The organism is Vibrio sp. 10N.261.52.C2, assembly GCF_041471425.1.
In the GTDB taxonomy this organism is placed as follows: Bacteria; Pseudomonadota; Gammaproteobacteria; order Enterobacterales; family Vibrionaceae; genus Vibrio; species Vibrio crassostreae_C.
On sequence record NZ_JBFROH010000015.1, the window covers coordinates 79,494 to 104,409 of the forward strand.

The 24,916-nt window shown below is 44.9% G+C and carries 23 protein-coding genes and 3 pseudogenes; 16 read left to right on the plus strand and 10 right to left on the minus strand.

What is annotated here, in order from left to right; all coding sequences use genetic code 11:
- The first annotated feature begins 184 nt into the window (after window positions 1-184).
- The 3 genes from AB4307_RS05425 (at window position 185) to AB4307_RS05435 (ending at window position 3,990) form a co-directional block, all read left to right on the plus strand.
- Window positions 185-2,071 (plus strand): PTS mannitol transporter subunit IICBA, encoded by a 1,887-nt coding sequence (locus tag AB4307_RS05425; protein ID WP_372131359.1) that lies wholly within the window; start codon window positions 185-187, stop codon window positions 2,069-2,071.
- Window positions 2,072-2,254: 183 nt separating this feature from the next.
- A complete protein-coding gene (locus AB4307_RS05430) occupies window positions 2,255-3,403 on the plus strand; it encodes a mannitol-1-phosphate 5-dehydrogenase (protein WP_009846102.1) in 1,149 nt (382 codons plus the stop codon).
- Between the two features lie 50 nt (window positions 3,404-3,453).
- Window positions 3,454-3,990, plus strand: a complete 537-nt coding sequence (locus tag AB4307_RS05435) for an MltR family transcriptional regulator (RefSeq protein ID WP_198592367.1) — start codon at window positions 3,454-3,456, stop codon at window positions 3,988-3,990.
- A 261-nt stretch (window positions 3,991-4,251) separates the two neighbouring features.
- Here AB4307_RS05435 and nagB read toward each other — a convergent pair whose 3' ends face one another.
- Both nagB and maoP read right to left on the minus strand, forming a co-directional pair.
- A complete protein-coding gene (nagB, locus tag AB4307_RS05440) occupies window positions 4,252-5,052 on the minus strand; it encodes a glucosamine-6-phosphate deaminase (protein ID WP_017057618.1) in 801 nt (266 codons plus the stop codon).
- A gap of 606 nt (window positions 5,053-5,658) precedes the next feature.
- Window positions 5,659-6,012, minus strand: coding sequence for a MaoP family protein (gene maoP / locus AB4307_RS05445; protein ID WP_017061517.1), 354 nt, complete (start codon window positions 6,010-6,012; stop codon window positions 5,659-5,661).
- 154 nt (window positions 6,013-6,166) lie between these two features.
- Between maoP and AB4307_RS05450 the strand changes: the two genes are divergently transcribed.
- Window positions 6,167-7,057 (plus strand): LysR family transcriptional regulator, encoded by an 891-nt coding sequence (locus tag AB4307_RS05450; protein ID WP_017061518.1) that lies wholly within the window; start codon window positions 6,167-6,169, stop codon window positions 7,055-7,057.
- A gap of 183 nt (window positions 7,058-7,240) precedes the next feature.
- Here AB4307_RS05450 and AB4307_RS05455 read toward each other — a convergent pair whose 3' ends face one another.
- A complete protein-coding gene (locus AB4307_RS05455) occupies window positions 7,241-7,444 on the minus strand; it encodes a hypothetical protein (protein WP_017061519.1) in 204 nt (67 codons plus the stop codon).
- A gap of 236 nt (window positions 7,445-7,680) precedes the next feature.
- On the opposite strand from AB4307_RS05455, the gene AB4307_RS05460 reads away from it, so the two are divergent.
- The 3 genes from AB4307_RS05460 (at window position 7,681) to AB4307_RS05470 (ending at window position 10,123) form a co-directional block, all read left to right on the plus strand.
- The gene (locus tag AB4307_RS05460) at window positions 7,681-9,057 is read left to right on the plus strand and encodes an AlkA N-terminal domain-containing protein (RefSeq protein ID WP_017061520.1); all 1,377 of its coding nucleotides are present in this window, start codon (window positions 7,681-7,683) and stop codon (window positions 9,055-9,057) included.
- A 25-nt stretch (window positions 9,058-9,082) separates the two neighbouring features.
- On the plus strand, window positions 9,083-9,565 hold the full coding sequence (locus AB4307_RS05465) for a methylated-DNA--[protein]-cysteine S-methyltransferase (RefSeq protein ID WP_017061521.1): 483 nt from the start codon (window positions 9,083-9,085) through the stop codon (window positions 9,563-9,565).
- Between the two features lie 171 nt (window positions 9,566-9,736).
- Entirely contained in the window at window positions 9,737-10,123 is a 387-nt protein-coding gene (locus AB4307_RS05470; protein ID WP_017061522.1) for a hypothetical protein, read from the plus strand.
- Between the two features lie 14 nt (window positions 10,124-10,137).
- Here AB4307_RS05470 and nhaD read toward each other — a convergent pair whose 3' ends face one another.
- A complete protein-coding gene (gene nhaD / locus AB4307_RS05475; protein ID WP_017061523.1) occupies window positions 10,138-11,577 on the minus strand; it encodes a sodium:proton antiporter NhaD in 1,440 nt (479 codons plus the stop codon).
- A gap of 109 nt (window positions 11,578-11,686) precedes the next feature.
- Here nhaD and AB4307_RS05480 point away from each other — a divergent pair.
- From AB4307_RS05480 to AB4307_RS05490, 3 genes and pseudogenes are all read left to right on the plus strand, one after another.
- Window positions 11,687-11,913 (plus strand): annotated as a pseudogene (locus tag AB4307_RS05480) (nucleoside recognition domain-containing protein); the annotation flags it as partial.
- 744 nt (window positions 11,914-12,657) lie between these two features.
- A complete protein-coding gene (locus tag AB4307_RS05485) occupies window positions 12,658-13,044 on the plus strand; it encodes an MAPEG family protein (protein ID WP_017061526.1) in 387 nt (128 codons plus the stop codon).
- An 8-nt stretch (window positions 13,045-13,052) separates the two neighbouring features.
- Window positions 13,053-13,577 carry a DNA mismatch repair protein gene (locus tag AB4307_RS05490; protein WP_372131361.1) on the plus strand — a complete coding sequence of 175 codons (525 nt, stop codon included), beginning with the start codon at window positions 13,053-13,055 and terminating at the stop codon, window positions 13,575-13,577.
- Between the two features lie 42 nt (window positions 13,578-13,619).
- Here the strand turns inward: AB4307_RS05490 and AB4307_RS05495 are convergent, their stop codons facing one another.
- Entirely contained in the window at window positions 13,620-14,255 is a 636-nt protein-coding gene (locus AB4307_RS05495; protein ID WP_372131362.1) for an START domain-containing protein, read from the minus strand.
- 49 nt (window positions 14,256-14,304) lie between these two features.
- Here AB4307_RS05495 and AB4307_RS05500 point away from each other — a divergent pair, with 49 nt between their 5' ends.
- Complete coding sequence (locus AB4307_RS05500) at window positions 14,305-14,427, plus strand: hypothetical protein (RefSeq protein ID WP_017061529.1); 123 nt, start codon at window positions 14,305-14,307, stop codon at window positions 14,425-14,427.
- On the opposite strand, the pseudogene AB4307_RS05505 reads toward AB4307_RS05500, so the two are convergent.
- A pseudogene (locus AB4307_RS05505) lies at window positions 14,424-14,907 on the minus strand (YHS domain-containing (seleno)protein). The gene AB4307_RS05500 and the pseudogene AB4307_RS05505 overlap by 4 nt on opposite strands.
- 110 nt (window positions 14,908-15,017) lie before the next feature.
- Between AB4307_RS05505 and AB4307_RS05510 the strand changes: the two are divergent.
- Window positions 15,018-15,472: pseudogene (locus AB4307_RS05510) on the plus strand (helix-turn-helix domain-containing protein).
- A 232-nt stretch (window positions 15,473-15,704) separates the two neighbouring features.
- Window positions 15,705-16,583, plus strand: coding sequence for a 6-pyruvoyl trahydropterin synthase family protein (locus tag AB4307_RS05515; protein WP_104216219.1), 879 nt, complete (start codon window positions 15,705-15,707; stop codon window positions 16,581-16,583).
- A 125-nt stretch (window positions 16,584-16,708) separates the two neighbouring features.
- Here the strand turns inward: AB4307_RS05515 and AB4307_RS05520 are convergent, their stop codons facing one another.
- On the minus strand, window positions 16,709-17,749 hold the full coding sequence (locus AB4307_RS05520; RefSeq protein ID WP_372131364.1) for an acyltransferase: 1,041 nt from the start codon (window positions 17,747-17,749) through the stop codon (window positions 16,709-16,711).
- Between the two features lie 123 nt (window positions 17,750-17,872).
- Complete coding sequence (locus tag AB4307_RS05525) at window positions 17,873-18,829, minus strand: AEC family transporter (protein ID WP_017072390.1); 957 nt, start codon at window positions 18,827-18,829, stop codon at window positions 17,873-17,875.
- Between the two features lie 161 nt (window positions 18,830-18,990).
- Here AB4307_RS05525 and AB4307_RS05530 point away from each other — a divergent pair, with 161 nt between their 5' ends.
- Together AB4307_RS05530 and AB4307_RS05535 are read left to right on the plus strand one after the other, a co-directional pair.
- Complete coding sequence (locus tag AB4307_RS05530) at window positions 18,991-19,584, plus strand: TetR/AcrR family transcriptional regulator (RefSeq protein WP_017067240.1); 594 nt, start codon at window positions 18,991-18,993, stop codon at window positions 19,582-19,584.
- Window positions 19,585-19,776: 192 nt separating this feature from the next.
- Window positions 19,777-20,625, plus strand: a complete 849-nt coding sequence (locus AB4307_RS05535; RefSeq protein WP_372131366.1) for an alpha/beta hydrolase — start codon at window positions 19,777-19,779, stop codon at window positions 20,623-20,625.
- 144 nt (window positions 20,626-20,769) lie between these two features.
- Here the strand turns inward: AB4307_RS05535 and AB4307_RS05540 are convergent, their stop codons facing one another.
- Window positions 20,770-23,310 carry a glycosyl hydrolase family 18 protein gene (locus AB4307_RS05540; RefSeq protein WP_171733667.1) on the minus strand — a complete coding sequence of 847 codons (2,541 nt, stop codon included), beginning with the start codon at window positions 23,308-23,310 and terminating at the stop codon, window positions 20,770-20,772.
- A 398-nt stretch (window positions 23,311-23,708) separates the two neighbouring features.
- On the minus strand, window positions 23,709-24,173 hold the full coding sequence (locus AB4307_RS05545; RefSeq protein ID WP_372131368.1) for a DUF2850 domain-containing protein: 465 nt from the start codon (window positions 24,171-24,173) through the stop codon (window positions 23,709-23,711).
- A gap of 307 nt (window positions 24,174-24,480) precedes the next feature.
- Here AB4307_RS05545 and ppnP point away from each other — a divergent pair, with 307 nt between their 5' ends.
- Window positions 24,481-24,762, plus strand: coding sequence for a pyrimidine/purine nucleoside phosphorylase (gene ppnP, locus AB4307_RS05550; protein WP_017057600.1), 282 nt, complete (start codon window positions 24,481-24,483; stop codon window positions 24,760-24,762).
- The last annotated feature ends 154 nt before the right edge of the window (window positions 24,763-24,916 follow it).

Here is a 24,916-nt window from a genome sequence, read left to right on the forward strand (position 1 = left end):
TTTAATTCATGGTATTTTTGTGATCTAAAGTGCTCTTGTTAACCCTAAAGTGTTTTTCGTGTGTGATGGTTGTCACGAAAGTTGGGCTAAGGTGCATTTTAGAAATGTTGTGATACATTTTAATCGACTTTTGAGTACACACTTTCGGTCATTTGACCAACCAATACATTACGGGGTTCTACCTATGTTATCACCAGAAGCAAAGATTAAGGTTCAAAACTTTGGTCGTTTCTTATCCAATATGGTAATGCCAAACATCGGCGCATTTATTGCGTGGGGTTTCATTACTGCACTATTCATCCCAACCGGTTGGTGGCCTAACGAAACGTTAGCATCAATGGTTGGCCCTATGATTACATACCTATTGCCACTATTGATTGGTTACACCGGTGGTAAAATGGTTGGTGGTGACCGCGGTGCGGTAGTAGGTGCCATCACGACAATGGGTGTTATCGTTGGTACTGATATCCCAATGTTCATGGGTGCAATGATTGTGGGTCCACTAGGTGGTATCGCAATTAAAAAATTCGATGAAGCTGTTCACGGTAAAGTGAAGAGTGGTTTCGAAATGCTAGTGAATAACTTCTCTGCGGGTATCATCGGCATGATCTGTGCGATCATCGCGTTCATCGTGATTGGTCCTGCGGTTAAGATTCTATCTGGCGGACTTGCTGCTGGCGTAAACGCAATGGTAGAAGCAGGTGCATTACCTCTAGCATCTATTTTTGTTGAACCTGCGAAAATTCTATTCCTAAATAACGCAATCAACCACGGTATCTTCTCTCCACTAGGTATCCAGCAATCTGAAGAGATTGGTCGTTCAATCTTCTTCTTAATCGAAGCAAACCCAGGTCCTGGTTTTGGTCTTCTACTTGCTTACATGGTGTTTGGTAAAGGTAGCGCGAAGCAATCTGCTGCTGGTGCATCTATCATCCACTTCCTAGGTGGTATCCACGAAATTTACTTCCCTTACGTTCTAATGAACCCACGTCTAATTCTTGCGGTAATCGCAGGTGGTATGGCGGGTGTATTCACTAACGTAGTGTTCGATTCTGGCCTTATCTCTCCAGCATCTCCAGGTTCTATCTTCGCAGTCTTACTGATGACGCCAAAAGGCTCTTACATCGGCGTGATTCTATCTGTTATCGCAGCAACGGCAGTATCGTTTGTTGTAGCGTCAATCCTTCTTAAAACATCAGCGCAAGATGATGAGGAAGATTCACTAGAGAAAGCTTCTGCACAAATGAAAGACATGAAAGCGTCTTCTAAAGGTGCAGCAGCAGAAGCAAACGTAAACCTAGCGGATGTAAAAGCAGTTTATGTAGCGTGTGATGCGGGTATGGGTTCAAGTGCAATGGGTGCAGGTCTACTACGTAAGAAAGTAGCAACAGCTGGCCTAGACATTGAAGTAACCAACTACGCAATCAACAACCTACCGGCTGATTCGCAAATCGTTATTACGCATAAAGACCTAACAGACCGTGCTCGTAGCACTGTGCCAGGTGCGATGCATATGTCTCTAAGCAACTTCCTAGACGGCGGCGTATACGACCAACTAGTTGCTGAGCTTGTCGATGCTCAAAGTGGTGAAGCGAAAGTAGAAGCTCCGGCAGCAGCTCCAGCGCAAGAAAGCAACAAGCTTGCACTCACTGACGACAGCATCTTCCTTGGCCTTAAAGCGACTCAAAAAGAAGACGCAATTAAGTTTGCTGGCGAACAATTAGTAAAACTTGGCAACGTATCACCAGAATATGTAGATGGCATGTTTGCTCGTGAAGAGCTTGTGTCTACTTACCTAGGTGAGTCTATCGCAGTACCACACGGCACAATCGAAGCGAAACAGTACGTACAAAAAACCGGCATCGTTTTCTGTCAGTACCCTGAAGGTATTCAGTGGGGCGAAGATGAAGACGATATCGCGAAGATGGTTATCGGTATTGCCGCACAAGGCGATGAGCACAACATGGTGCTGATGGCTATTACCAATTCACTCGATGATGAAGAAGCTGTGGAATGCCTACAGAACACAACAAACCCTGCTGATGTTCTACGTATTCTCAACGGAAACTAAAAAGCTCTAGTCAAGCTCCTGAGTGAAGGAGGCCGGTATCCCCCTACTGGCCTCATTTTCGGTCTTAATCTTTCTAACAAGATTCAGTCTGAATAGCTTACTGCTTAATGCCGAGGGCACATCGTCAAGGCATGTTGTTGAGCAGTTAGCTATCTAGATTCAAATATTTATAAGGTCAAAATTATGAAAGCGTTACATTTTGGTGCAGGTAATATCGGTCGTGGTTTCATTGGTAAGCTTCTTTCTGATGCTGGTATGAAGGTTACGTTTGCTGACGTAAATGAAACGGTTGTAAATGCGTTAATTGAACGCCAAGAATACCCAGTTAAGATTGTTGGCGAAGAGTGTGTTGTCGAAGTTGTTAAGAACGTGACAGCAGTAAACTCAGCGACAAGCGCAGTAGTAGATTGCATTGCTGAGTCTGATCTTGTGACGACTGCAGTGGGCCCTACGGTTCTTAAAATCATCTCTAAGTCTATCGCTCAAGGCATTGAAAAGCGTGCAGCAGCAAACAACACTGCACCAATGAACATCATCGCGGCAGAGAACATGGTTCGCGGTACTAGCCAATTAAAAGCAGCCGTGTTAGAGCACCTTTCTGATGAAATGAAAGCGTTCACTGAAGAGCACATTGGCTTTGTTGATTCTGCGGTTGACCGTATTGTTCCACCGGCAGAAGCGGGCGAAACAGATCCTCTAGCGGTAACGGTTGAAACGTTCAGCGAGTGGATCGTAGATCAAACACAATTCAAAGGTGAGATTCCAAACATCCCAGGAATGGAATGCACTGATAACCTAATGGCTTTCGTTGAGCGTAAACTGTTCACGCTAAACACAGGTCACTTGGTAACGGCATACCTTGGTGTGCTTGCAGGTCATGAGACTATTAAAGACTCTATCGAAGATGACGTAATCCGCGCTGAAGTAACAGCGACGATGGAAGAGAGTGGTGCGGTTCTGATTAAGCGTTACGGCTTTGATCCAGAAGCACACGCTGCCTACATCCAAAAGATTCTAGGTCGTTTTGCTAACCCGTTCCTACGTGATGAAGTAGACCGCGTTGGTCGTCAGCCAATTCGTAAACTGAGCCCGCAAGACCGCCTAGTTAAGCCTCTAAACGGTACATTAGAGTACGGCCTACCGAATGCTCACCTAGTAAAAGCAATCGCTGCTGCGTTCCATTACAAGAACGAAGACGACCCACAAGCGGTTGAACTTCAAGCAATGTTCGCAGAAAAAGGCTTTGCTGAGACATTAGCGCATTATTCTGAGCTGAATAGTGACTCAGAAGTTGTTAAACTAGCGGAAGAAGCTTATCTAGCATTGAAATGATTAACCATCAAAGTGCCACACCAGTGGCACTTTCTTATTGTCGAGCCGTTATGCCAATACAAACAAGCCATGAAACTGAATTACTCGAAGCCCTTTCGGAAGCTGAGAGTGCTAGCGCTTGCCTAATGGCTGCTTATGATGCATTGGACGACACGGTAGATGCCGTATTAAAAAACATCTTTAAGAAAGACGACACTGCAATTAAGTTCGTTGTCGAGCCACTTCTCAACAGTGGTGGGCCGTTAGGCGAGATCATGATTCGTGCTAAGTTGCTACTCGGACTTGGCGTGATCAGTAAAGAACTCTACGATGATCTAGAGGTTTTCGTTACCTTGAAAGAGTGGGCGAAAATACAGGGTGAAGACACCAGCTTTACAGAAGTTGATGTGATATTTGAGCTCAACAAGGTGCACGCGATTCAGCGTATTATGCCTATCGAATATGACGCGGAGATGGTGGAAACGATGTCTGGCCCAATGCTTGAAATGTTCTTGGGGCGACATAATCAAAAGGTGAAGTCGACGATCGTATTAGCTATCACTGACATTATCACTACCCTATGCCGAGATAACGCGCTGAGCTCTTAGCTCTAGTTTGCAGCTCTGCTTATCTTGTTTCACATCCTACATAACTTGTAGCTGTTCGTTCGTTTCAATACAAAGATTAAAATGATGGCGGTTTCTCTCGTTGGAGAAATCGCTTTGTTGTTTTTGTGCTTCTAAAAAATATCCGAAATATCTTCCCATTAAATACAAAAGCAGCAGGCACAAAAAAAGCCACATTCAGTGGCTTTTTCTATTCAAGACGCTCTCTTTATAAAAACGCCCTGCTATTCAAGACTATAGGAATTATAGGTCTTGGATGTTCTCAGCTTCTAGCTCTTGGAAGTAGCGTAGAGTCTTAACTTTTAGCTCTTGTTGAGCTGGCTCATCAGCAACGATGATAGCTTTACGGTGCATCTGTAGAGCTGTAACAGTCCACATGTGGTTTACAGAACCTTCGATAGCCATTTGAAGCGCTTGAGCTTTGTTGTGGCCTAGAGAAAGGATCATCACTTCTTCTGCATCTAGAAGAGTCGCAACACCGATAGTTAGTGCGTATTTAGGAACTTGGTTGATGTCGCCATCGAAGAAACGAGAGTTCGCGATACGAGTGTCTTCAGTCAACGTTTTGATACGAGTGCGTGAAGATAGAGAAGAACCTGGTTCGTTGAATGCGATGTGACCGTCGATGCCTACGCCGCCCATGAACAGGTTGATTTTGCCGTATGAACGGATTTTCTCTTCGTATGCTGCACAGTGAGCATCGATATCTTCAGCTTTGCCGTCTAGCAGGTTGATGTTTTCTGCTTGGATATCAACGTGGTTGAAGAAGTTCTCGTGCATGAATGTGCGGTAAGACTCTGGGTGGTTAGGGTCGATGCCAACGTACTCATCCATATTGAATGTTACAACGTGCTTGAAGCTAACTTCGCCAGCTTTGTAAAGTTCAATTAGCTCAGCGTAAGTAGTTAGAGGTGTGCTACCAGTAGGAAGACCTAGTACAAATGGACGCTCAGCCGTTGGAGCGAACTTGTTGATTGAATCTGCGATATGACGAGCAGCCCATTTACCTACTTTAGCTTTGTTGCTTAATGGAATAAGTCTCATTGATTTTGCCCCTAGAAATAAAATTTTATAGTGTTCTGAAACATTAATTCGCATTATAAAATAAGTTATCCAGTTCCGCTATTGTTTTAGGTCAAGTTTTTGCTTTTTTCGTCGTAACTGTGACTGGAACTATCAAAATTGCACAATTATTGTATGGATATTTGGTGGCGTTAAACAAGATTAATACGTTTGTCATATACAGCAATGTTGATCTAATTCAGCACCTGAAAGGGTTGGTGTGTTTCTATGCCTTGATACGATTATTGCAATAATGGCATCGCTCGAACCATTGACGAATTTTGGTGCATTAACGTGTTTCGAGTATAAACAAGCGTTGAGCGTATAGTTGAAACTAGAAAAATAATGATGGCAATGGAGCGCTATCGTGATAAAAGACAGGGGCAGGATGAAGAACGATGAATCTCAGTGGGATGAATACCCATAAGATTGAACGAGAGCTGTGTTTTAGTCACGCTATCGCTATGAATTGTATATAAATATTGGTAAAAATGGATAGGTTGGCTAAACTTACCAATTACAAAGAAGATGTGTGTTTGAAGGCAAAAAAAAGCCCAAAGTGATGAGGTATCACTTTGAGCGATTTTACTAATCTTCTAACACTAACTCACTTTCGTATTCTTCCCTAGATACGTCGCCGCGTTTGCAGCCGTTTAGGGTGTGAAAGCGACGGCGTCCACGAGCCAGTTGAATGTACTTCAACCAAACACGCTCTAACTTGGACTTTGCCTTATGAGGGTGAGACAACACTTTAATGAAGTGTTTTTCTTCTGCATTGATTGGTGCTAGTTCACCAGTTTCAAGTGCAAGCATAGTGTCACCAAACAAGGTTAGGATTTCCTCTTCTGAAAGAGTAAAATCACCCGACTTAGCGAACCCTCTCGGGAATTTAATGGTGTCATAAAAACGTTTTTTTCCGTGTCGGAATTCGGTCTCAGACATATCAGCCTCAGTAATGTGGTTAGATAGAAATTAGTGTTTATTGCTCACGCGAAAATATTGTTAAAAGGCTAAAATAGGAAACAAAATGTTTTTGCCTTTACGATAAACAATCCTAGATCGGCTAGTTAGCAGATTTATTACAGAGATGTATTTGATGGATGTGAAAGTATTTAGAACCTTTCTTGAGGTTGCAAGGGTGCGCCATTTTGGGCGTGCAGCTGAAAACTTGTATTTAACACAAGCGGCGGTGAGTGCGCGGATCAAACAGCTTGAAGGCTATTTTGATACTCAGCTCTTCATTCGTGACCGCAATAACATCAAACTCACATCTTCCGGTGAACGTTTGATTGGTTATGCCGAAGTGATGGTGTCCACCCTACAACAAGCCAAATTTGAGCTGTCGTTAGAGAGTGGTAAAGCCTTGCAGTTAACGCTGGGCGGCACGCCGAATATTTGGGATGCGTATCTGCAAAACTGTTTAAGTGTGGTAACCGACTCTTTTGGTGGTTACGGCTTTATGGCAGAGGTGATGGGGCGCGAGCAACTGAACCGTAATTTGTTAGAACGAACCTTAGATATGGCTTTCGCGTTCGATCAGATCAAAGCAGAAGAGCTGAACTGTAAAAAAGTCGCTGACTTGGTTTTGGTGTTGGTATCAACGCAGCAAGATGATCTGGAATCTGTATTTCAACATAAGTATGTTTATGTGGATTGGGGAACGCGCTTTGGTTCTGAACACGCAGAACGTCACCCTAAAGTGCCAGCACCGTACCTACGTACCTCTACAGCCCGTATCGCCCTCGATTTCATTTTAGAGAAAGGCGGCAGTGCGTATCTTCCGGTGTCTCTAGTCGAACCTTTTATCGATTCGGGTCAGCTGCACAAGGTGAAAGGGGTTGAAGACTGGTATCTCCCAATTTATCTGAGCTACCGTAAAAGCAGCACCTCGGTTGATGCGATCATGCAGGTTGAGAAGTTGGTTAATGAGATTGACCCATCGACGGCTTACACATTGCAGCAAGCCGCTGAACAAGCACCTGAGTAACGGCATTCGCGGTAAGCAGTGGCTTTGCTGATTAGATTCAATAAAAAATGGCTCCCAACTAATTGTATAGTTGGGAGCCATTTTTGTTTTAAACCAGAAATGTACTTCTTTTCGGAACTAGAGATCGTTTCTAATTCCATAAATATCGTTTAAGCCTGGTATGTGTAGCCTTTATTAAAAGCCCTATAGGTTCATTAGATTCTCAATAGACTCTTCAAGAGAGTGTGACATGTACGAATGGATTTGATTGCCATCCGTTGCGTCAATCTCGATCATAGAAATCCCGTTGTCCGCTTTGTCTTCAAGAAAGCTTAGAGACTGCTCGACTGATTGACTGGTGAGAACCTGTTGATTTGATAAAACAATACGACATGTGTGTAGAACCATAGCCTTTTCCTTTTTATATTCGATAGGTCTCTGCATCTTGGCGTGCTAAGTACCGATCGTTGACGTTGTGAGAAGAATGTCCTCTCTAGGTTAAATTTAGTCGAATTGAATAAAATTAAAACCCTTTTTTGTGATTTATCTGACCTTCGCTTCCGAAAGTGGCTAGCGACAATGGTGGTTCACGGTAAACTTTTAGGTATCGGATCAAACGCTATGGTAAGTGGGAAGAGTACGGCATGTCGAAAAAGATCAATCACAACAGCAGCTTAACCAGTGAGCAGTGCCATTTGGCTCGATATGCACGAGATGCTCGCTTTGATGGGATGTTTTTTACAGCGGTGAAAACGACAGGAATTTTTTGTCGCCCGATTTGCCCAGCCACACCACCCAAAGAAGAAAACGTCGAATATTTTTCCCATCAAGCTCAAGCATTGAAAGCGGGATATCGTCCTTGTTTACGTTGTCGACCAGACAGCGCACCTTTTTCGCCGGCTTGGAAGGGCGTCGAAACCACTTTCTTACGTGCGATGCAGTTGATTGATAATGGCGCTCTGAATTCAGGATCTATCGTCGACCTTGCAACGCGGTTAGGTATTTCAGATCGTTATTTACGAACCTTATTCGACAATTACATCGGCGTGTCACCCAAGCAATATAGTCTGTACAGTCAATTGATGTTTGCCAAGCAGTTGCTGCACACCAGTAGCATGAGCATTACTGATGTCGGCTTTGCTAGTGGCTTCAATAGTACGCGCCGTTTTAATGATGCCTTTCAAAAAGAGCTGCAGCTTTCGCCAAGCCAAATTAGGCGAGCGAAGCCAAGTGACACTCAGAGTAATCATATTCAGCTTGGTTTTCATGGACCCTTAGATTGGAACCACTTGTTGAGGTTTTATCGACGAAGAATGATTGAGGGCTTAGAAGGCGTTGGCGAAGATTATTATAAGCGCACGGTAAATGTGAACGGGTCAAAGGGTTGGTTCAAGGCGACTTTAGCCAAAGATAACCGCTTGGATATTGAATTCGAGTTGGATGATATAAGCCAATTAAGAAGCTTGATTGCGAATATCCGCCGTATGTTTGATCTTGATGTCGATATTGCCAAGGTTGAGACGTTCTTTACGACTATCGATCCTAACTTGGTGGCTAAGAGTGGTATCCGTATTCCTGGCGTGTGGAGTGCTTGGGAGGCAGGCGTGAGAGCGATTCTAGGACAGCAAGTTTCGGTAACCGCGGCGATTGGTCAGCTTAACTTATTGGTCAAAGAGCTTTCTGATGAACATGAGAAAGCCAGCTTCCCAACACCAAAACAGATAGCGGACGCTGATGTTAGCTTCTTGAGAATGCCGGGAAGCCGCAAAGAGACCCTAAAGCGTTTTGCCGAATACATGGTCGACAATGAAGCTGAGCATCCTTCCAAATGGATTGAGCTAAAAGGGATTGGGCCTTGGACTATTCAATATGCACTGCTTCGCGGGTTAAGCGAACCTAATCATCTGTTGGTTGGTGACTTGGTGGTGAAGAAGTTTATTGAGCATCGCCCCGCCATCAACACGGAGAGTGTTTCGCCTTGGGGTAGTTACGCCACGTTCCACTGTTGGAATCAGTCTTAATCGGAATACTAAGCTAGGAGATATCATGGACAACCGTTTTACTTACTATGAGAGCCCATTGGGAACCGTGACGTTACAGGCGAACGATGAAGGCTTGCTCGGCCTTTGGTTCGAGACACATACCACCAAGCCGGAACCGTTGGGTGTTCAAGATGATAGCTTTCCGATCTTTGCATTGGCTATCGAGCAGCTTAATCGCTATTTCTCGGGCGAAGCTATTCAGTTTTCTGTGCCGATTGCAGCTAAGGGCACGCCATTTCAGCAGTCGGTTTGGCAGGCGCTGACGACCATTCCTTATGGAGAGACTTGGAGCTATGCACAACTGGCCGATGCGATAGGCAATCCGAAAGCCGTTCGTGCTGTGGGTTTGGCGAATGGCAAAAATCCGGTTTCAGTGATTGTGCCGTGTCACCGTGTGATTGGTAAAAACGGCAAACTGACGGGTTATGCAGGTGGCGTAGAACGTAAACAGCACTTATTGGTGATAGAGGGAAGAGAGCAAGACTAGCAAGCGATTTAGCCATGAGCCTGTCGAGATGCTGGCTGAATATCTCGTACTACTTAATGGTGAAGGCGAGTGGTTCTTAAAATATGACTTTGAATTAAAATCAACGCTTTCTGGGAAATATCGATTTGGTTGCATATTCTTTGACTATGTTCTCTAGGCAAGGATGCCCAAATGAATAGATTCCCCTTACTAATATCTGGCTGCAGCTCTGCATTATTGCTGACAGGTTGTTTAACTGATACCAGCCGACCTTTCGAGGTTCCACAGCTTGCTCTGTTCAAAGGTATGTATGAGAACGCAGATAATGACAGTTATCTACTTTTTGAATCCGGGCAAGTGACTTATCAAACAACGGATAATTCCGTGACTCGAACCTATCGTGTTGATGATGACTTGATCACCATTGAATTCAATTCTGGAAGCAGCCGAACTGACTCTAGACTAGTGATGCGCATTCAACAGAAGGGCGAGATGCTAACTTGCAACCAATGTCCAGCGATACAATTGAGTAACGTCTGGACACTTGTAGATAAGCCTGTGAAAGACAGTTCGAACTAGAAAAGATCTCCGAATTAGAAAAGATCGCCATTAAGCCATAGGTGTGCAGCGATACTGACGGCATAGCCAATCATGATCACTGGCATCCATTTCAAGTGGCCAAAGAAGGTGTATTTGCCATGCGCCGCGCCCATTAACGCCACACCTGCCGCACTACCAATAGATAACAAGCTGCCGCCAACGCCTGCGGTTAAGGTGATCAGTAGCCAGTTACCCATCGACATTTGAGGTTCCATCGATAACACGGCAAACATCACCGGAATGTTATCGACAATCGCAGATAAGATCCCCACCATGATGTTGGCCCAAATTGGATCCCATTGGCTATACATCACGCCAGAGGCAAGCTCCAAGTATCCCAGTAGACTCAAGCCACCTACACACATTACCACGCCGTAGAAGAACAGCAGAGTGTCCCATTCGGCATGGGACACTCTTCGAAATACATCAAAGGGCACGACTGAACCGAGTCGCTTCAATGCCCCCCCATCATTGTTGGCAATCGCCACCGCTTTTTTCTTCGCCAGTGAATTTGGTAAGGTCTTACGCAAGAAATAACCAAAGAACTGTAGATACGCCAGCCCCATCATCATGCCCATTACTGGAGGGAAGTGGAGTACGGCATGGAAAGCAACCGCAGTGCCGATGGTCATGATGAACAACAACACGATGCGTCTTGCACCGCGTTTTAATTCAACGTGCTGATGCACCGTGTCGGGTTGGGTTGTGGGAACAAAGTAAGACATGATCATTGCAGGGACGAGGTAATTCATCACTGAAGGAATAAATAAGGGAATGAATTCACTGAAGCTCACATAACCAGCCTGCCACACCATCAACGTTGTGATGTCACCGAATGGGCTGAACGCGCCGCCAGCGTTAGCGGCTATCACGATATTCACACAGGCTAGGTTAACGAATTTAGGGTTAGATCCTGCGACTTTCAGAACCACGGCGCACATCAATAGAGCTGTGGTGAGGTTGTCGGCGATCGGTGAGATAAAGAAGGCCAGAATACCGGTTAGCCAGAACAGAGAGCGGAAATTAAAGCCTTTGCCCACCATCCACGCTTGCAGCGCATCAAACAGTCTTCTCTCTTCCATGGCGCTGATGTAGGTCATGGCGACGAGTAGGAAAAGTAACAGCTCAGCGTATTCCAGTAAGTTGTGTTCGAGTGCTTGCTTAGCGACTTCAACAAGGTTGTGTTCTTGGTAGATAAAACCAATGATTATCCAGATCAGTCCTGCTGCAAGTAACACTGGCTTAGATTTTCGGAGCTTTAGGTACTCTTCCATCATCACCACGATGTAGGCGACAACGAAAATGGTCAGGGATAGGTAGCCAGCGAATGAGTTGGTGAGCTTGAGTGGTTCTCCCAACTGAGAAGTGGCAGCACCTGCTACCGAAGAAAAGAGTAACAAAGAGAGAACAGCAGAAAGCTGGATACCTAACATGGATTACGCTCCGAAGTTAATAAGTTATTAACACGGGTAAAAGAGTAGACCTAAATAACCATGTGCAGTGTGATAGATATCTTAATAATTCAATAGATTATAATGAAAAAGAAAGACGGTGGCGAAAGTATTAGCTTTGATGGATACTCCTGGCAACTCAGGCTTAGCATTGATTGCGTCGCTTCAAAGTACTGATGCTGGCGCGGGGCGATCGTTAACTTCTTCTCTTCAGGTACAGTACTGTTCACCCTTCCAGTTATGGATGGTTCTTTGGCGGTAACTTCGTCAATTGGCCTAGCGGTTGCTGTGATGTTTATCTTCAAGTTTGTTGGTGCAATACATGGGCCGTATTATGGGACCAATTGGTACTGAAGGTCGCTACATCCCGGTGATGATCGCGATTTCGGTATTGAATGCCTTTGGTGCAATGTTCTTGATGAACATTATTTTGTAACGTGACTTTGAACGGTTAGTTGCGAACAGCTTTCAGACGTTACAAAAAAGGAAACCCCGTTTGGCTTTCACCAAACGGGGTCTATTCTTTTCGTAGCCATCCTGCTACTGCGCGTTACTTATCTTTCAATAGGTAACTGGTGCTCCCTGCATCGTTCCTTGACGTGGCTAAATCCTTTAACCTATCCAATTCATCGCCGTCCTAGCGGTGTCCTTGCAAACTCATCATCCTGATAAGCGACTCTATCCTAGAGCATAACTTCCTTGCTGATAACTCATCCTAAGCCATCAAATCTTCATCCTGAAGATACCTAATCCGTTAGGCTTTTTCCTGTTCCTGCCAACTCCCTGTCGACATGTGTATTAAACACTGCAGAGGCTTTGCTCACAATCCACCCTAAGAAATAAATGTACCCACTGATCGAAAGAAATATGCGTGGATTCATACAAAACAAGGGCTTGGGTTTGTATTTTAGGAATTTTCTGCGAAGCTTGATTGTGATCTCTTACGTTCGGTGTGAGAGATCTCTTACAAGTACTCGGGTGCGATTTTCATTTTATCTCGGCGGGTGTTGTCGAACAGATAACAAAGAACACTGAGTAAACACAAAATAATAGGGAAATATGATGGTTACAGCACTTTACGCAGCCTTGCTGACGATCGTAATGATTTGGTTAGCAATAGAGGTGATCAAGCAAAGGCGAATCAATCTTGTTGCTCATGCTGATGGCGGTGTCGAGTCGTTACAGATAGCACGTTCGGCACAAAGTAATGCTATGGATTACATCCCAATCACCGTTATTTTGATGGGATTGTTAGAGATGAATGGCGCCGGTGTGTGGCTGATTCATGTCATTGGTGTGGCGTTTATTCTGGGGCGTGTGATTCATGCGAAAGGGATCTTAGCGAAGAACTTCAAAGGTCGAAAAGTGGGTATGGTGTTAACGCTTATCTGCATGATCTCTTTGATTGTCCTAAACTTAGCTTACCTACCTTTTGATAAAATGTTCTAGGGAGCATTATGGCGTTGCGTCTTCCTCCTGCTTGGGCGATTGTCCTCGCAGGCTTGATACTCAACATCATGGCGATTGTCATGTCGAGCTTGGTGCTCGATAAAATTGAAGCTGAGAAAGCGGAGTACAACGATCGCAAATACGGCAATGTGTACTCAATACAGCTTGCTTGGAATACGATTGAAACCCTAGAGCGCAAGCGTGAAGCGATTTTGATTCACCTTGATAAACTAGAAACGGTGCAGCCGACCACGGTTCTCGACGAAGCACTGCGTGGGCAACTTAGGCGTTGGGTGAGTAGCGAAGTGCCAAGTATCTCTTTGGCTCACTTACCGAAACTGATGATGCTGATAAACAGTGCACAAGAAGCGCAACGAACTCGAATCGATGATTACTATTTGGATAACCTGACCTTGGTTGAGTTAATCCAAAGGCTTGATGAGAAAATAGCTTTCTATAAGAACATCGCCCTGTTTCTTCAAGTATTTGGCTTGGCGCTTATCTTAGCTCGCGATCTCGCTAGAAGACCTTAATCTTTAACCTTACTTCGTTCATTTACTTATCGACTTGTACCGTTAGCGAGACTCGTTTGGCAGGTTAGGGTGCTGTTGGCCTTGGTACTTTGGTAACTGTTCTTTTAGCCCCTTAAACGTGCTCAGTGCACTGCCTATCGATAACTTGTTCATCAACCAATTTGGCAAGATGCCACCTGCGTTCGCATACGCGGTGTAGGTGATGTAGGTATTGCCATTAGTCAGCGGTTGCAGCGTCCAAAGAGCGTCCACATCGTAGATTCGAATGTACCCCGACTCTTTCGCCAAATAGTTCGACGCATCCTTTATCGACAAGACAAACTGACCATCTTCAATGCTGTATTTTGAGTAGGTCACCATGTCTCGATCTCTGGCAGGCCACGGTGCTTTGAATTGGGTATAGACGATGTTTTCATCTTCAGATATCTGTATCAACACACGGCTTTGCGATACATTATCTATCCAGTTTGGCACGTTCTCACTGTCTTCCAATACCAGTAAAAAACCGGAGTAAGTGGTGGGCGTTTGCATCTGTGCTCGTATTTCGACCAAGCCTTCGCTGTGTGGCCTTTTATCAATCATGATGCCATCTTCACTTTTGACGAACTGCCATGGGTTGGCATAAGTCAGTGTCGATAGGGCGCAGAGGCCGAGTACCAAAATCTTAGGTAATGTCATTATTCTTCCATAAAAAGAAAAGCTTATCTGCTAGGAGTATAGAATAGAAATGGACTTAGTAGGTGTTGCCAATCGCTTTGGGTTGGCCTCTTTGGGGAAAATCCCAATGAAAACGGAAGCGTTCGGTCGCTTCCGTTTTATTCTTGGGCAATGGATAAGCGCTGTAGGCTAGAGCTTATAGGCTTCTACGGTTTTGATGGTTGTCCAGTTGCTGTTGGCGTCTTGGATGAACTCTTGTGTATTCTCCAGCCAGCGTTTCTGAACCGATTTGTCTAAGTTCAGATACAACTTTCCATCTTCCACCTTCCACCTTCCAAGCGAGAGGGTCGGTTTCAAACTTCTTACCCATGGCTACTCCAAACGCGCAGTAACCGCCATATTGAGGGGCATAGGCTTCTGGATTGGCTCGAAATTCATCTCTGTTTTCACTGCTCGCAAAGTTATAGATCGCATTCTTATAGGTCGCTGTGAACTCAGATGTGCCTTTTACTGGACCTTCATTGGCAAAGTAAGCGACAGGATCATAGCCTTTAATTGCGAGGTTATTGCTGTCGACACTCATATCAAGGTCTGCTGCCATTAACGAAAAGCTGGTGCCTAGTAACGCGGCCATTAGAGTGATTTTTTGACTGGTCGATTTCATGTGTGACATATCAAGTTCCTTGTCAGTGTTGGTTATCTTGTTTGAAATAATTTAGCCCACTCGTCCGGTCTATAGAGGGACAAAAGAACTAAAAACTAAGCGAATCGTTCGGAGGATGCATGGATCTGCTTTCACAACTAATGGAACACTTCTCGATACGCACTGGCGTTTTCTATTCTGGAAACCTGTGTGGAGTATCGTCATTTAACGCGCAACAAGGTAAAGAGGGCCACCTTCATGTATTGAGCGCGGGGGAGTTGAGCTTGTCTAGCGCTCACACGGAACACAGGCATTTGTCGCAGCCTTGCATTGTTTATTTGCCGAAATGGCGTCACTGGCCGCGATGTCTCGTACTCAGTTTATTGAAGCGTTCAAACGGGAAGTGGGTGAAACGCCGGGAGATTATGTGCAAAAGTGGCGAGTCTCTGTTGCTCAATCTCTGTTATTGCAAAATAAGCCGATCAATTGGGTCGCTGATGAAGTGGGTTACAATAGCTATTCAGGATTCTCACGTGCTTTTCAACATGTTGCCGGAGTGTCGCCGCGCCTTTGGCTAAAGCAAAATGCGTCGTGAAACGGCAGGCAATCCCCACCCGATTTATGGCTATTCGTATCTGGCTGGTCTATGTTTTAGCGGAAATTGTATGTAGTTTGTTCTTTTATCGGAAGAGGGTGTAAAAAGGTGGACTTTATAAGCTCGTTGTAACATCCTGCCCGTCCTATTTTATCTAGACACCAATGAGACGAAGTGCCTGCTGAACATTATTCAGCCTCCCGTATCTCATTAAAGTATTAAGGAGTTCAACTTGAACCTATTTGTAAGAGACCTTACCGTTATCGATTCTTCATACATCTGTGAACACAGAGGGGTCGTAGGAGATAGTTGGATTTTAGATGTCACCATGTCTGGTGAACTTAATGAAATGAGCATGGTGCTGGATTTTAGCAAGGTCAAAAAGCAGATCAAACAGCTTGTCGATGAGCATGTTGATCATCGTTTGCTGCTGCCAATGCAGAGCGCTGCAATTGTTCTTCAAGCGAGCAAAGCGGGCTACTCTAAGGTTGATGTGTTGCGTGGTGACAAGAGTCTTCATCTACATTGCCCTGATGAAGCATATTGCCTCATTGATGCAGAAGCGATCACCATCGAGAGTGTGACCGCACACGTTTACAATATTCTTCGCGATAACCTACCAAGTAACGTCACAGGGTTAGAGATCACCCTACGTCATGAGAACATTAATGGCGCGTTCTACCACTACACCCATGGTTTAAAAAAGCATGATGGCAACTGCCAACGCATCGCGCATGGTCACCGTTCTCCAGTAGAAATCGTGGTCGATGGTCAGCGTGACGGGCAACGTGAACAAGCATTTGCTCAGCGTTGGGAAGACATTTATTTAGGTTCTAAAGAAGACCAAGTTTCAGTTTCATCACTTAACCTGAGTGAAAACGCGAACAGTGTTAATGATGAAAGTCACTATGGCTTCCGCTACACCGCGCCACAAGGCGAATTTGAGCTAGCGATTGCTAAGAGTGAGACGGAAATTTTACCGACAGATACCACGGTGGAATTACTTGCTGGCTATATCGCGGATCAAGTTGAACCGAGCCTAGCAGAGAACCAATCACTACAAATCGTCGCTTATGAAGGTGTTGGCAAGGGCGCAATGGCGTTCCGATAACACTCCAGCGAGTGACACAGTCTCATTACTGACATGATGAAATAAAGGCAAGATAATCCGTTATCTTGCCTTTATTTTTTGTGACTCTTTAAAACTGATTTAGCTGATGATGTTAGGCACAAACACTAACGAAGCAGCACACGTCGCAGTGGTGTTTTTTCGATTCCAACAACCAACCCGAAGCTCAACAATACGGTGCCAAAAAATACCGTAACGTCTTTTGCCAATTCCGTAATGCCTAAAACTCCACAGACATTGAACAACACGATAATGATCAGCAAATGGCTGACGTAGATACCTAGCATGCGATTTGAAATGGCGCGAACCCAAGCGTAGTTACCCATGTTTGGATTTGCTAAAAGCCACATGAACACGCCCATCCCCCATAGCGCCGTGCCAAACAAGAAATCATTCATGTTGAATCCGACGTCGAACGTGGTGAGCCATGATGCCTCAGCAAAATGAATCAACATGCCTAACGCTAATAACCCCAACGCTTTAGTTGATGACACCTTCCATTGATTCTGACGAATAAGGAAACCTAAGGTCACCATTAACGTGCTAAAGAACGGGCCATTACGCGTGAAGAAAGGTGCTTCTAACCCGGCTAGCGTTGCGTAGCTGCCCGCTAAAACACCATAAACGTAAAGTACAATGGCCGCTGGTAATAGCAGTTTGTCGAGTTTCATTTCGACTATCAAAGCAATGATCAAAACTGCACATACGAGAGCGGGAATAAACCATAAATGAACCAATCCACCCTCTAAGAAAGAGTTAAGTGGCGTGTTCATTAAAAAGCCCCAATAGCCTTGGCGCTCACCTAGGTAACCAAACTCTTCTACCTTCGCGAGGTTGAATGGCATCACTAAGCAAATGATGCTCCATGCTAACCAAACCTTAAGCAGTGGTTTAGAGTAATTAATGACGGTTTGCCACGGGGAGGCAGTCAGCTTGGGCTGAATAAGATAACCGGAAATTAGGAAAAACAGAGGTACCGCAAAACGAGCGGTTTGGTTGAGTACATAACCGATCCAAGGCACTTCATCTATTTGCCAATAAGTGAGTGCCATTTGACCGTGTAAACCAATGATCGCCAAGATAGCAATCACTCGGCCTAACTCGATACTGGCGATGTGTTGTGAAGGCGTATGTTGAACGGAAGACATATCAGATCTCTTAGTAAAATTTTTACGAAATCTAGCAGTCTTTATGCCTAACCAGTTAGTCCTAAATCAAGGCTTATGACCTTTGTTTCAAGGCTAGTGTCGGTTTTTTGAAGCCTGTCGCAGCTATATTAAATCCATTGCAGTAAGTACAAAAATACCGAGAGTACAAGTGATAAGAGAAACAACAGTAGTAAGCGCGATGATGTTAGCCGCCAGTGTTGAGTTTCCTCCCATCGCACGAGCCATAACGTAGCTTGCCGCTGCCGTTGGTGCCGCGCTCATCAAGAAGATAAGCCCGAGATCGAGCCCTTCAAATCCTAAGTACCCAGCCGCCAATGTAATCAGTAACGGTGAGGCAATTAACTTGTAGCTAGAGGCAAACCACGTCGATAACTTTTCTTGTTTGAGCGAGCTGATATCGAGCGACCCACCGGTACACAGCAGTGCTAAAGGCAACGTCATGTTGGCAAAATATTGACCAGCATCAGTGACCATTTTTGGGATAGGAATCGAAAGTGCATAGAAGACGACCGCTAAGAAAATAGCGATGATCAATGGGTTTTTGGTAATCGACTTAGCGATCACTTTAATCGCTTTCGCGCCTGTGTCTTCGCCTTTGGGTGTCAGTGCAATTACGGCTTGAATGTTATATAGCACGGTTAGGGATGCGACATAGATAGCCGCCAATGCCACGCCTTGGTTACCATAAATATTAGCTACATAGGCGAGGCCGATGATCGCGGTATTAGCGCGGAATCCACCTTGGACAATCACACCTTGATCTTTCGAACCTTTAAATACTAACTTGGTCGAGAAAATCGTGAACAAGAAAAAGATAAAGTTAGCGATGACGCCAAAGGCAACTAACGCGCTACTGGCTGAAAAGTTGTGATTCGATTGAACAATACTCAGAAATAGCATCGCGGGTAGGGTGACTTGAAAGACCACCTTAGATGCGACATCAATGAAATTGTCGTTGATTAAGCCGATTCGTTTGAGCATCACACCAAGAAACAGCATTAAACAGATAGGGCCTGTTACTGACGCCGAAAACGCAAACTGTTCCCAAAGTGTGTTCATTGTTTTTCCTTTGTTAGTCGATTTCAATTTCCTTTGAATACTGTCGCATTTTTCCACAATTCTTTGAGAAGAGAAATTGAATCCCAATAGATAAGTAAAAATCTTTGAAAAAAAGAACGAACGTGCTAAAAATAACGTATCAGATTTATCCTTGGTGAATAATGAGTAAAGGAAAGATAACCAAAGAGTATATTTTGAGTCATGCATTCGCACTTGCGAGTGAAAACGGGCTTGAGAGTTTGACGATTGGCGAATTAGCCAAACAGTGTGGCATGTCTAAGAGTGGCTTGTTTGCACACTTCAACTCTAAAGAAAACCTGCAACTCTCTGTACTGGAGTATTCCAACGCCATATTCACCGAAAGAGTCATCATTCCCGCAAGAGAGCTGGGAGATGGTGATATTGAAGCGAAATTGAAACAGCTGCTTGACAATTGGTTGGGCTGGAACCATTCATTCCAAGGCAGTTGCATGTTTATTGATGCATGGAAAGATGCGGGCAGTGAAACGTCTGTGATTCAGAAAGCACTGCAGAAAACCATTTCAGTGTGGATTGACTACTTGACGATTCAGGTAGCAAAAGCGGTTGAGAGCAAACAGTTCAGAGCCGATTTAGACCCGAAACAGGCAACCTTCGAGTTATACGGTCTTTATTTGAGTGCGAACTTGTTCTACTCGTTACGAGGCCAACAAGCGAGCCACACCCATTTTTGGAGTGGTGTCGAGCGCTTGGTAGCCAGTTGGAGAGCGGTTTAATACATACAGCAGGTTAACTCGCAAATCATGTGACTTTGCTTAACTAAGGTTTGCAAAAGATTTTAACAGAAGTGGCGGCAAGCAATCATAAACAGCGCTATCGTCATTTTTTATACTAACAAATAGCACGGTCGTTCGATTTTCAGGGCCGAGCTCGATCCGCCAATGATGATGGCGATACAAGGAGCGGTCATGAGTGACAAAATCTACTTTAATACATCGAACAAATTCAGCTTCAAGCGCAGCTTAATTGGCGCAACAACCAATCTTCATTACATCCTAGCGCCGAGTCATGCGAAGAAAACAGCACGTAAGTTGCTGCTCACTCCAATGCGTACTGAGCAGAAAAACGCTGATCCACAAGGGTTGATTAAGAGTGAAATCAAAGGCCGTGATGGCGTGCTAAAAACGTACTCTCTGGGTACAGGTCCAGTTTGGGTGCTGACTCATGGTTGGTCTGGTACGGCGAGTCAGTTCTTTCCTCTTATGGAACATATCGCAGCCAAAGGCTTTACGGCTCTGGCTTACGATCATCCAGCTCATGGTGGTAGTGATGGTGTTCATGGTCATATCCCTGCGTTTGTGAATGGCTTGGAAGCGATTCTAGATTCGGTTGGCGAAGTGGCAGGCTTAGTAGGTCACAGCATGGGTACCGCTTCTGCGTTGGAATGTAAGCACATTAAATTGGAAAACAAGCCATTATTGCTGATTGCACCTGTATTGGATTATCTAGAAAACCTATTTGGCAGCGTCGCGCGTTCTGGTTACTCAATGAAGCTTTTTGAGGCGGTAGTCGGTGAAGTGGAAGAGCAATTTAATTACCCAATTCAGTCTGTTGATCCTTATGGAAAGCTAGCGCTTCGTGAGTCTCAGACGATCATCGTTCATGATGAGCAAGACAAGTTTACTAAGTTTGATGTGTCTCAGCGTGCGGCTAATGAAATGGGTCGCGTTACTTTAATTGCGACTCAAGGACAGGGCCACGGGCGAGTAATGAAGTGCCCACAAGTGTTCGAGAGCTTTGATAACTTAATTGGCTAAGCACAACGAGCGCAAGTCAGTAGGACGCCAGTAAAAAGATCGTAAGCTCAAAGCTAAGAAAACAAACATTAAAAAGGCCAACCAGACATTATCTGGTTGGCCTTGCTTTTAGGTGCTTAGTTGGTGTTTAGCTCAATCCTATTTTTAGTTAGCACAGCTTGCTGGGCCGATCTCTTTCCACACGCCCCATTGGCCTGTCGTTGTTGGATCTTCACCGGTTGTCCACCATTTCGCTTCCCAAACCTTACCGCCTTGAGTCACTTGGTCGCCACCAGTGTAAACCGCGCCTGAATCCCAAGCGTTAGTACACGTACCGCCGCCTGTGGTTTTCTTAAGAACTTTCACTGAAGTAGCTGCTACCGATGTCTCTGTGCCATCGCTGACTGTTACAGAGAAGTTCAGCGTTGTATCTTTCGTGTATTCCGCTGCGACAAAGCTCACTGAAGAACCTTGAACCGTTGCATCAATACCAGCAGGTACATCCCATGTGAAGGTCAATGTGTCTTGGTCTGCATCGCTTGAAGCCGAAGCATCAACCACGACTACATCACCCGCATTAACTTCAGCCGGAGCCGTAACCACTGCTACTGGTGCTGTGTTTACTGGGCCTGTATCTTTAGGGCTTACTGTTACAACAACGGTGTCAGTAGAAGTAGCACCTTCGTTGTCCGTTACCGTTAGGCTGAAGGTTAGTGTTTCTTGCTGAGCGACTTCAACAACATCGAAGCTCGCAACCGCAGCATTAGCGTTCGCCAGTGTTACTGCTGTACCGCCGACTTGAGACCAAGCGTAGCTCGCGATTGTACCATCGCTGTCTTTTGAAGCGCTGCCATCTAGAGAAACAGAAGCTGGGCCTTCAACCGATTGGTCTGTACCTGCAGCTGCCGTTGGTTTGCGGTTGACAGGATCAGTTGTACCGCCCGCTAGGCCTTCATGCATTGCATTCAGGATGTCGCCGTTATCTGCATCAATTTCCCAAGAGAATAGACCCGCAAGGCCAAGGCTACGAACGTACGCGCCTTTTGCTTTTACAGAGCGATCATCATCAAATGTGATTAGCTGACCTGAAGTGCGGTTCCAAACGTAAGGCGCTTCTGCCATTTCGTCATAGCCATATTCGAAGCCGTTGATGCCTTGGTTATTCGCGCCAAGCATGTTTGCTTTAATGCCTTTGTAATCAATAACGCCATCTTCCCATACGCCTTGCGCAGAGCTGCCTTTCAGTTTGCCGTTACCAACGCCAGTCATTGGGTCGCTCGGATCGGTGAGTGATGATGGTAATACGCCTTCCCAACCACGACCGTACATCGCTGTACCAACCACAAGCTTGTTCGCTGGAACACCTTGCTCAAGCAACAGTTGGATGCCGTTGTCTGTGGTGTAAGCTGGGCCTGTGTATTGTTCGCCATTTTCATCAAGGCCTGTGCCATCACATTGACCAGGACGCATGAAGTTACCGCAGTTTAGTGCTGTTTGGTGACCTAACACGTTGTTCCAACCGCCGTAGAAGTCGTAAGTCATTGCGAAGATGTAATCCATGTATTGGATAGCATCGCCGTAGTTCACGTCTTCAATCTTATCGTGACCAACACCGATCGCAGAAGTGAGCTCGTAAGTACGACCGTTTTCCGCTTCTAGCTCATCTAGCATCACGCGAAGTTCTGCCATCAGTGCAATGTAAGCTGGGCCGTCATTTACAGGATCACCAAGGTCTGGAGCAGCACCGCCACCACCAGGGAATTCCCAATCGATATCCACACCGTCGTAGAATTTCCATGTGTTAAGGAATTTCTTAACAGACGCTACAAAGGTGTCACGGTTGGCTTTAGTTGTGAAATCAAAGAACGGGTCAGACAGCGTCCAGCCACCAATCGATGGGATGATCTTCAAATCAGGATTACGCTGTTTGAGCGCCATCATCATTGCGTAGTTACCCTTGATCGGTGAGCTGTATTCGTGTCCCGCTTGAGGGAAGCTTTTCTGGAAAGCCGCCCAAGGGTCATGAATCACCACTTCGTAATCGTTAACACCCTGACAAGCTGTCATGAGTGCGTTGTAGCTGTTACCGCCTACTGATTTAACTGATTCGTTCGGACCACAAATTGGGATGAAGCCATAAAGGATATGGGTTAAGTTGTCAGCGGGTAGGTTATCAACGGTGTAATCACGGCCGTAAATACCCCACTCTACAAAGTAAGTACCGACTACCGTATTTGGATCTGTGTTGTATGACTTGTTGTTCGGATCCACATTCATCGCAAGTGGCGCTAAGTGTGCGCCATCTGTATCGGCAATCGTGATTTTAGCGGGTGCGCTTTTGCTACAACCTGTTTCGTCACACGCTTCTATTTCCATTTCGAATAAGCCGCCTTGGCCATATTCGAATGAAGCCGTGGTTTGGCTGCCAGTGATTGGGCCAGTGGCTACTTTAACGCCATCAAAGTAGATGTTGTACGTGTTTCCTGACGTTCCGCTCCATTGGTTGAACTTAACGTCGACTTTTGCTTTGTCGTGATATTTAACCATCTGGTTGTAGCCAGAGGTGGTTTCCATCGCGAGTTCAATTTTAGAAAATTGCAGGTTGTTGGAACCGTACATGTCGATGCTAGGTGCTGTTGGAGCAGCTAATGCTGTACCAGATAGCGCTAGAGCAATGCTTGCAGCACAGGTATTTATACGAATCATACTATTTCTCTCATTCCTTGAAGATTACGAGAACCCAATGGCCCCATAAACGGCTCCAATCAGTTTTGAAGGAGCTTCCCAGTCAGTATTCGAGAGAGTTTTAATTTCATAACTGAAAATAAATCCGTTTTCGATGGACAACTAAAAAATTGTATCTTGTTACAATTCTGTTGCTTAATGAATGAGAGGCTGAGTCCATGTTTTATAAAATAAAACATCCTTCAGTAGGAAAATCTCACAAGTGTAAATTCACGACATGAAGTTATGAAAAGGTGCGACAAACTATAAGAAAATACTGTGGATTGAAGCTGAATCACAAAGTGAAGTATGTTGAGCGAGCGGGGTCGATCGACGGGTAAACTTGAAGACGAATGCTTATGGCAGTATGGATAAGAGGGTTATCTTTTGAATTGCTCAGCTAAGGAAGTGCGTCGTTGTTGCATGACACTATGGGTATCACCAGTCGCAGTATCTTCGTAGCCTTCTTTAATAAATTGCTGAGATGGTACGCTTGGCTCTAATCGCTTTAAGCGAGGCGAATCGTAAGTACCACTGATGGTGTAAACGGTGGTTCCAGAGCCAGTGTTGATCGTGACGATCTTCCCGTCAAAATCGAATGAGGTAGTGATAAGACGATGATTCATCATCACACCGTTTTCTGAAAGTGTCAGGATGTCGGTGTTGTAAGGTGGCGCCGCAATCTCTATCCATGTGCCATAGACGTTGCTTGGGCTGACAGATTGCTGGTGGGCTTGGTAAGCAAAATAGCCGGCGGTGAGGGCAACCATAAAGCCAGCTAATAGGAAGCCGTAGAGTAACGAGTTGGCAAATAGATCTCTGCTTTTAGTCGGCTTTTTTGCCATTATCTCTTCATTTTTCGACTGATATTGTTTTAGATTCTATTAATTAAAACCTTAGTTTGCAAAAATTGTTCTAAGAGTTAGAAGCAGGATCGAATGTTCTAATAAATGTGGTTGCGTTAGTGGTTTTTAGCCTTGCTCCTCAGTATTTACGCTATCAATGAAAGCGAACTCCAGAAATGCTTAAGCTATGCGTATTTATTTCTTGTAGGAAAGTCTCGAATTGGTTAAAACAATTATCACCTAAATTTACGCATAGGCTTACTCGGTGAGCTCAATAATTGCAATTTGAAGATAACAAGGAAGTACAATGATTAAAGAAAACACATACTTTGAAGGTGGCGTTAAGTCGTTAGCGTTTAACCAGTCTGGTGCTGATGTGAGTGTTGGTGTAATGGCGGCTGGTGAGTACACTTTTGGTACTGCGGCTCCAGAAAAGATGACCGTTGTTAAAGGTGCTTTGATTGTAAAGCGTGTTGGCGATGATGATTGGACGACATACCAATCTGGTGAGTCTTTTGACGTTGCGGGTGACTCTTCATTCGACCTACAGGTAAAAGAAGCGACAGCTTACCTATGTGAGTATTTGTAATCAGATCTAAATTTGTTCAATCAGGGCATCGTTTGTCTCTGATTGAATAGAAAAAAACCACGCTCTAGGAGCGTGGTTAAATAAGTGATAGTAACCGGCAGTGGATAGTGTCACTTGTTTTTGTAGTCATCAAATGGATGACCAAATCGTTGTT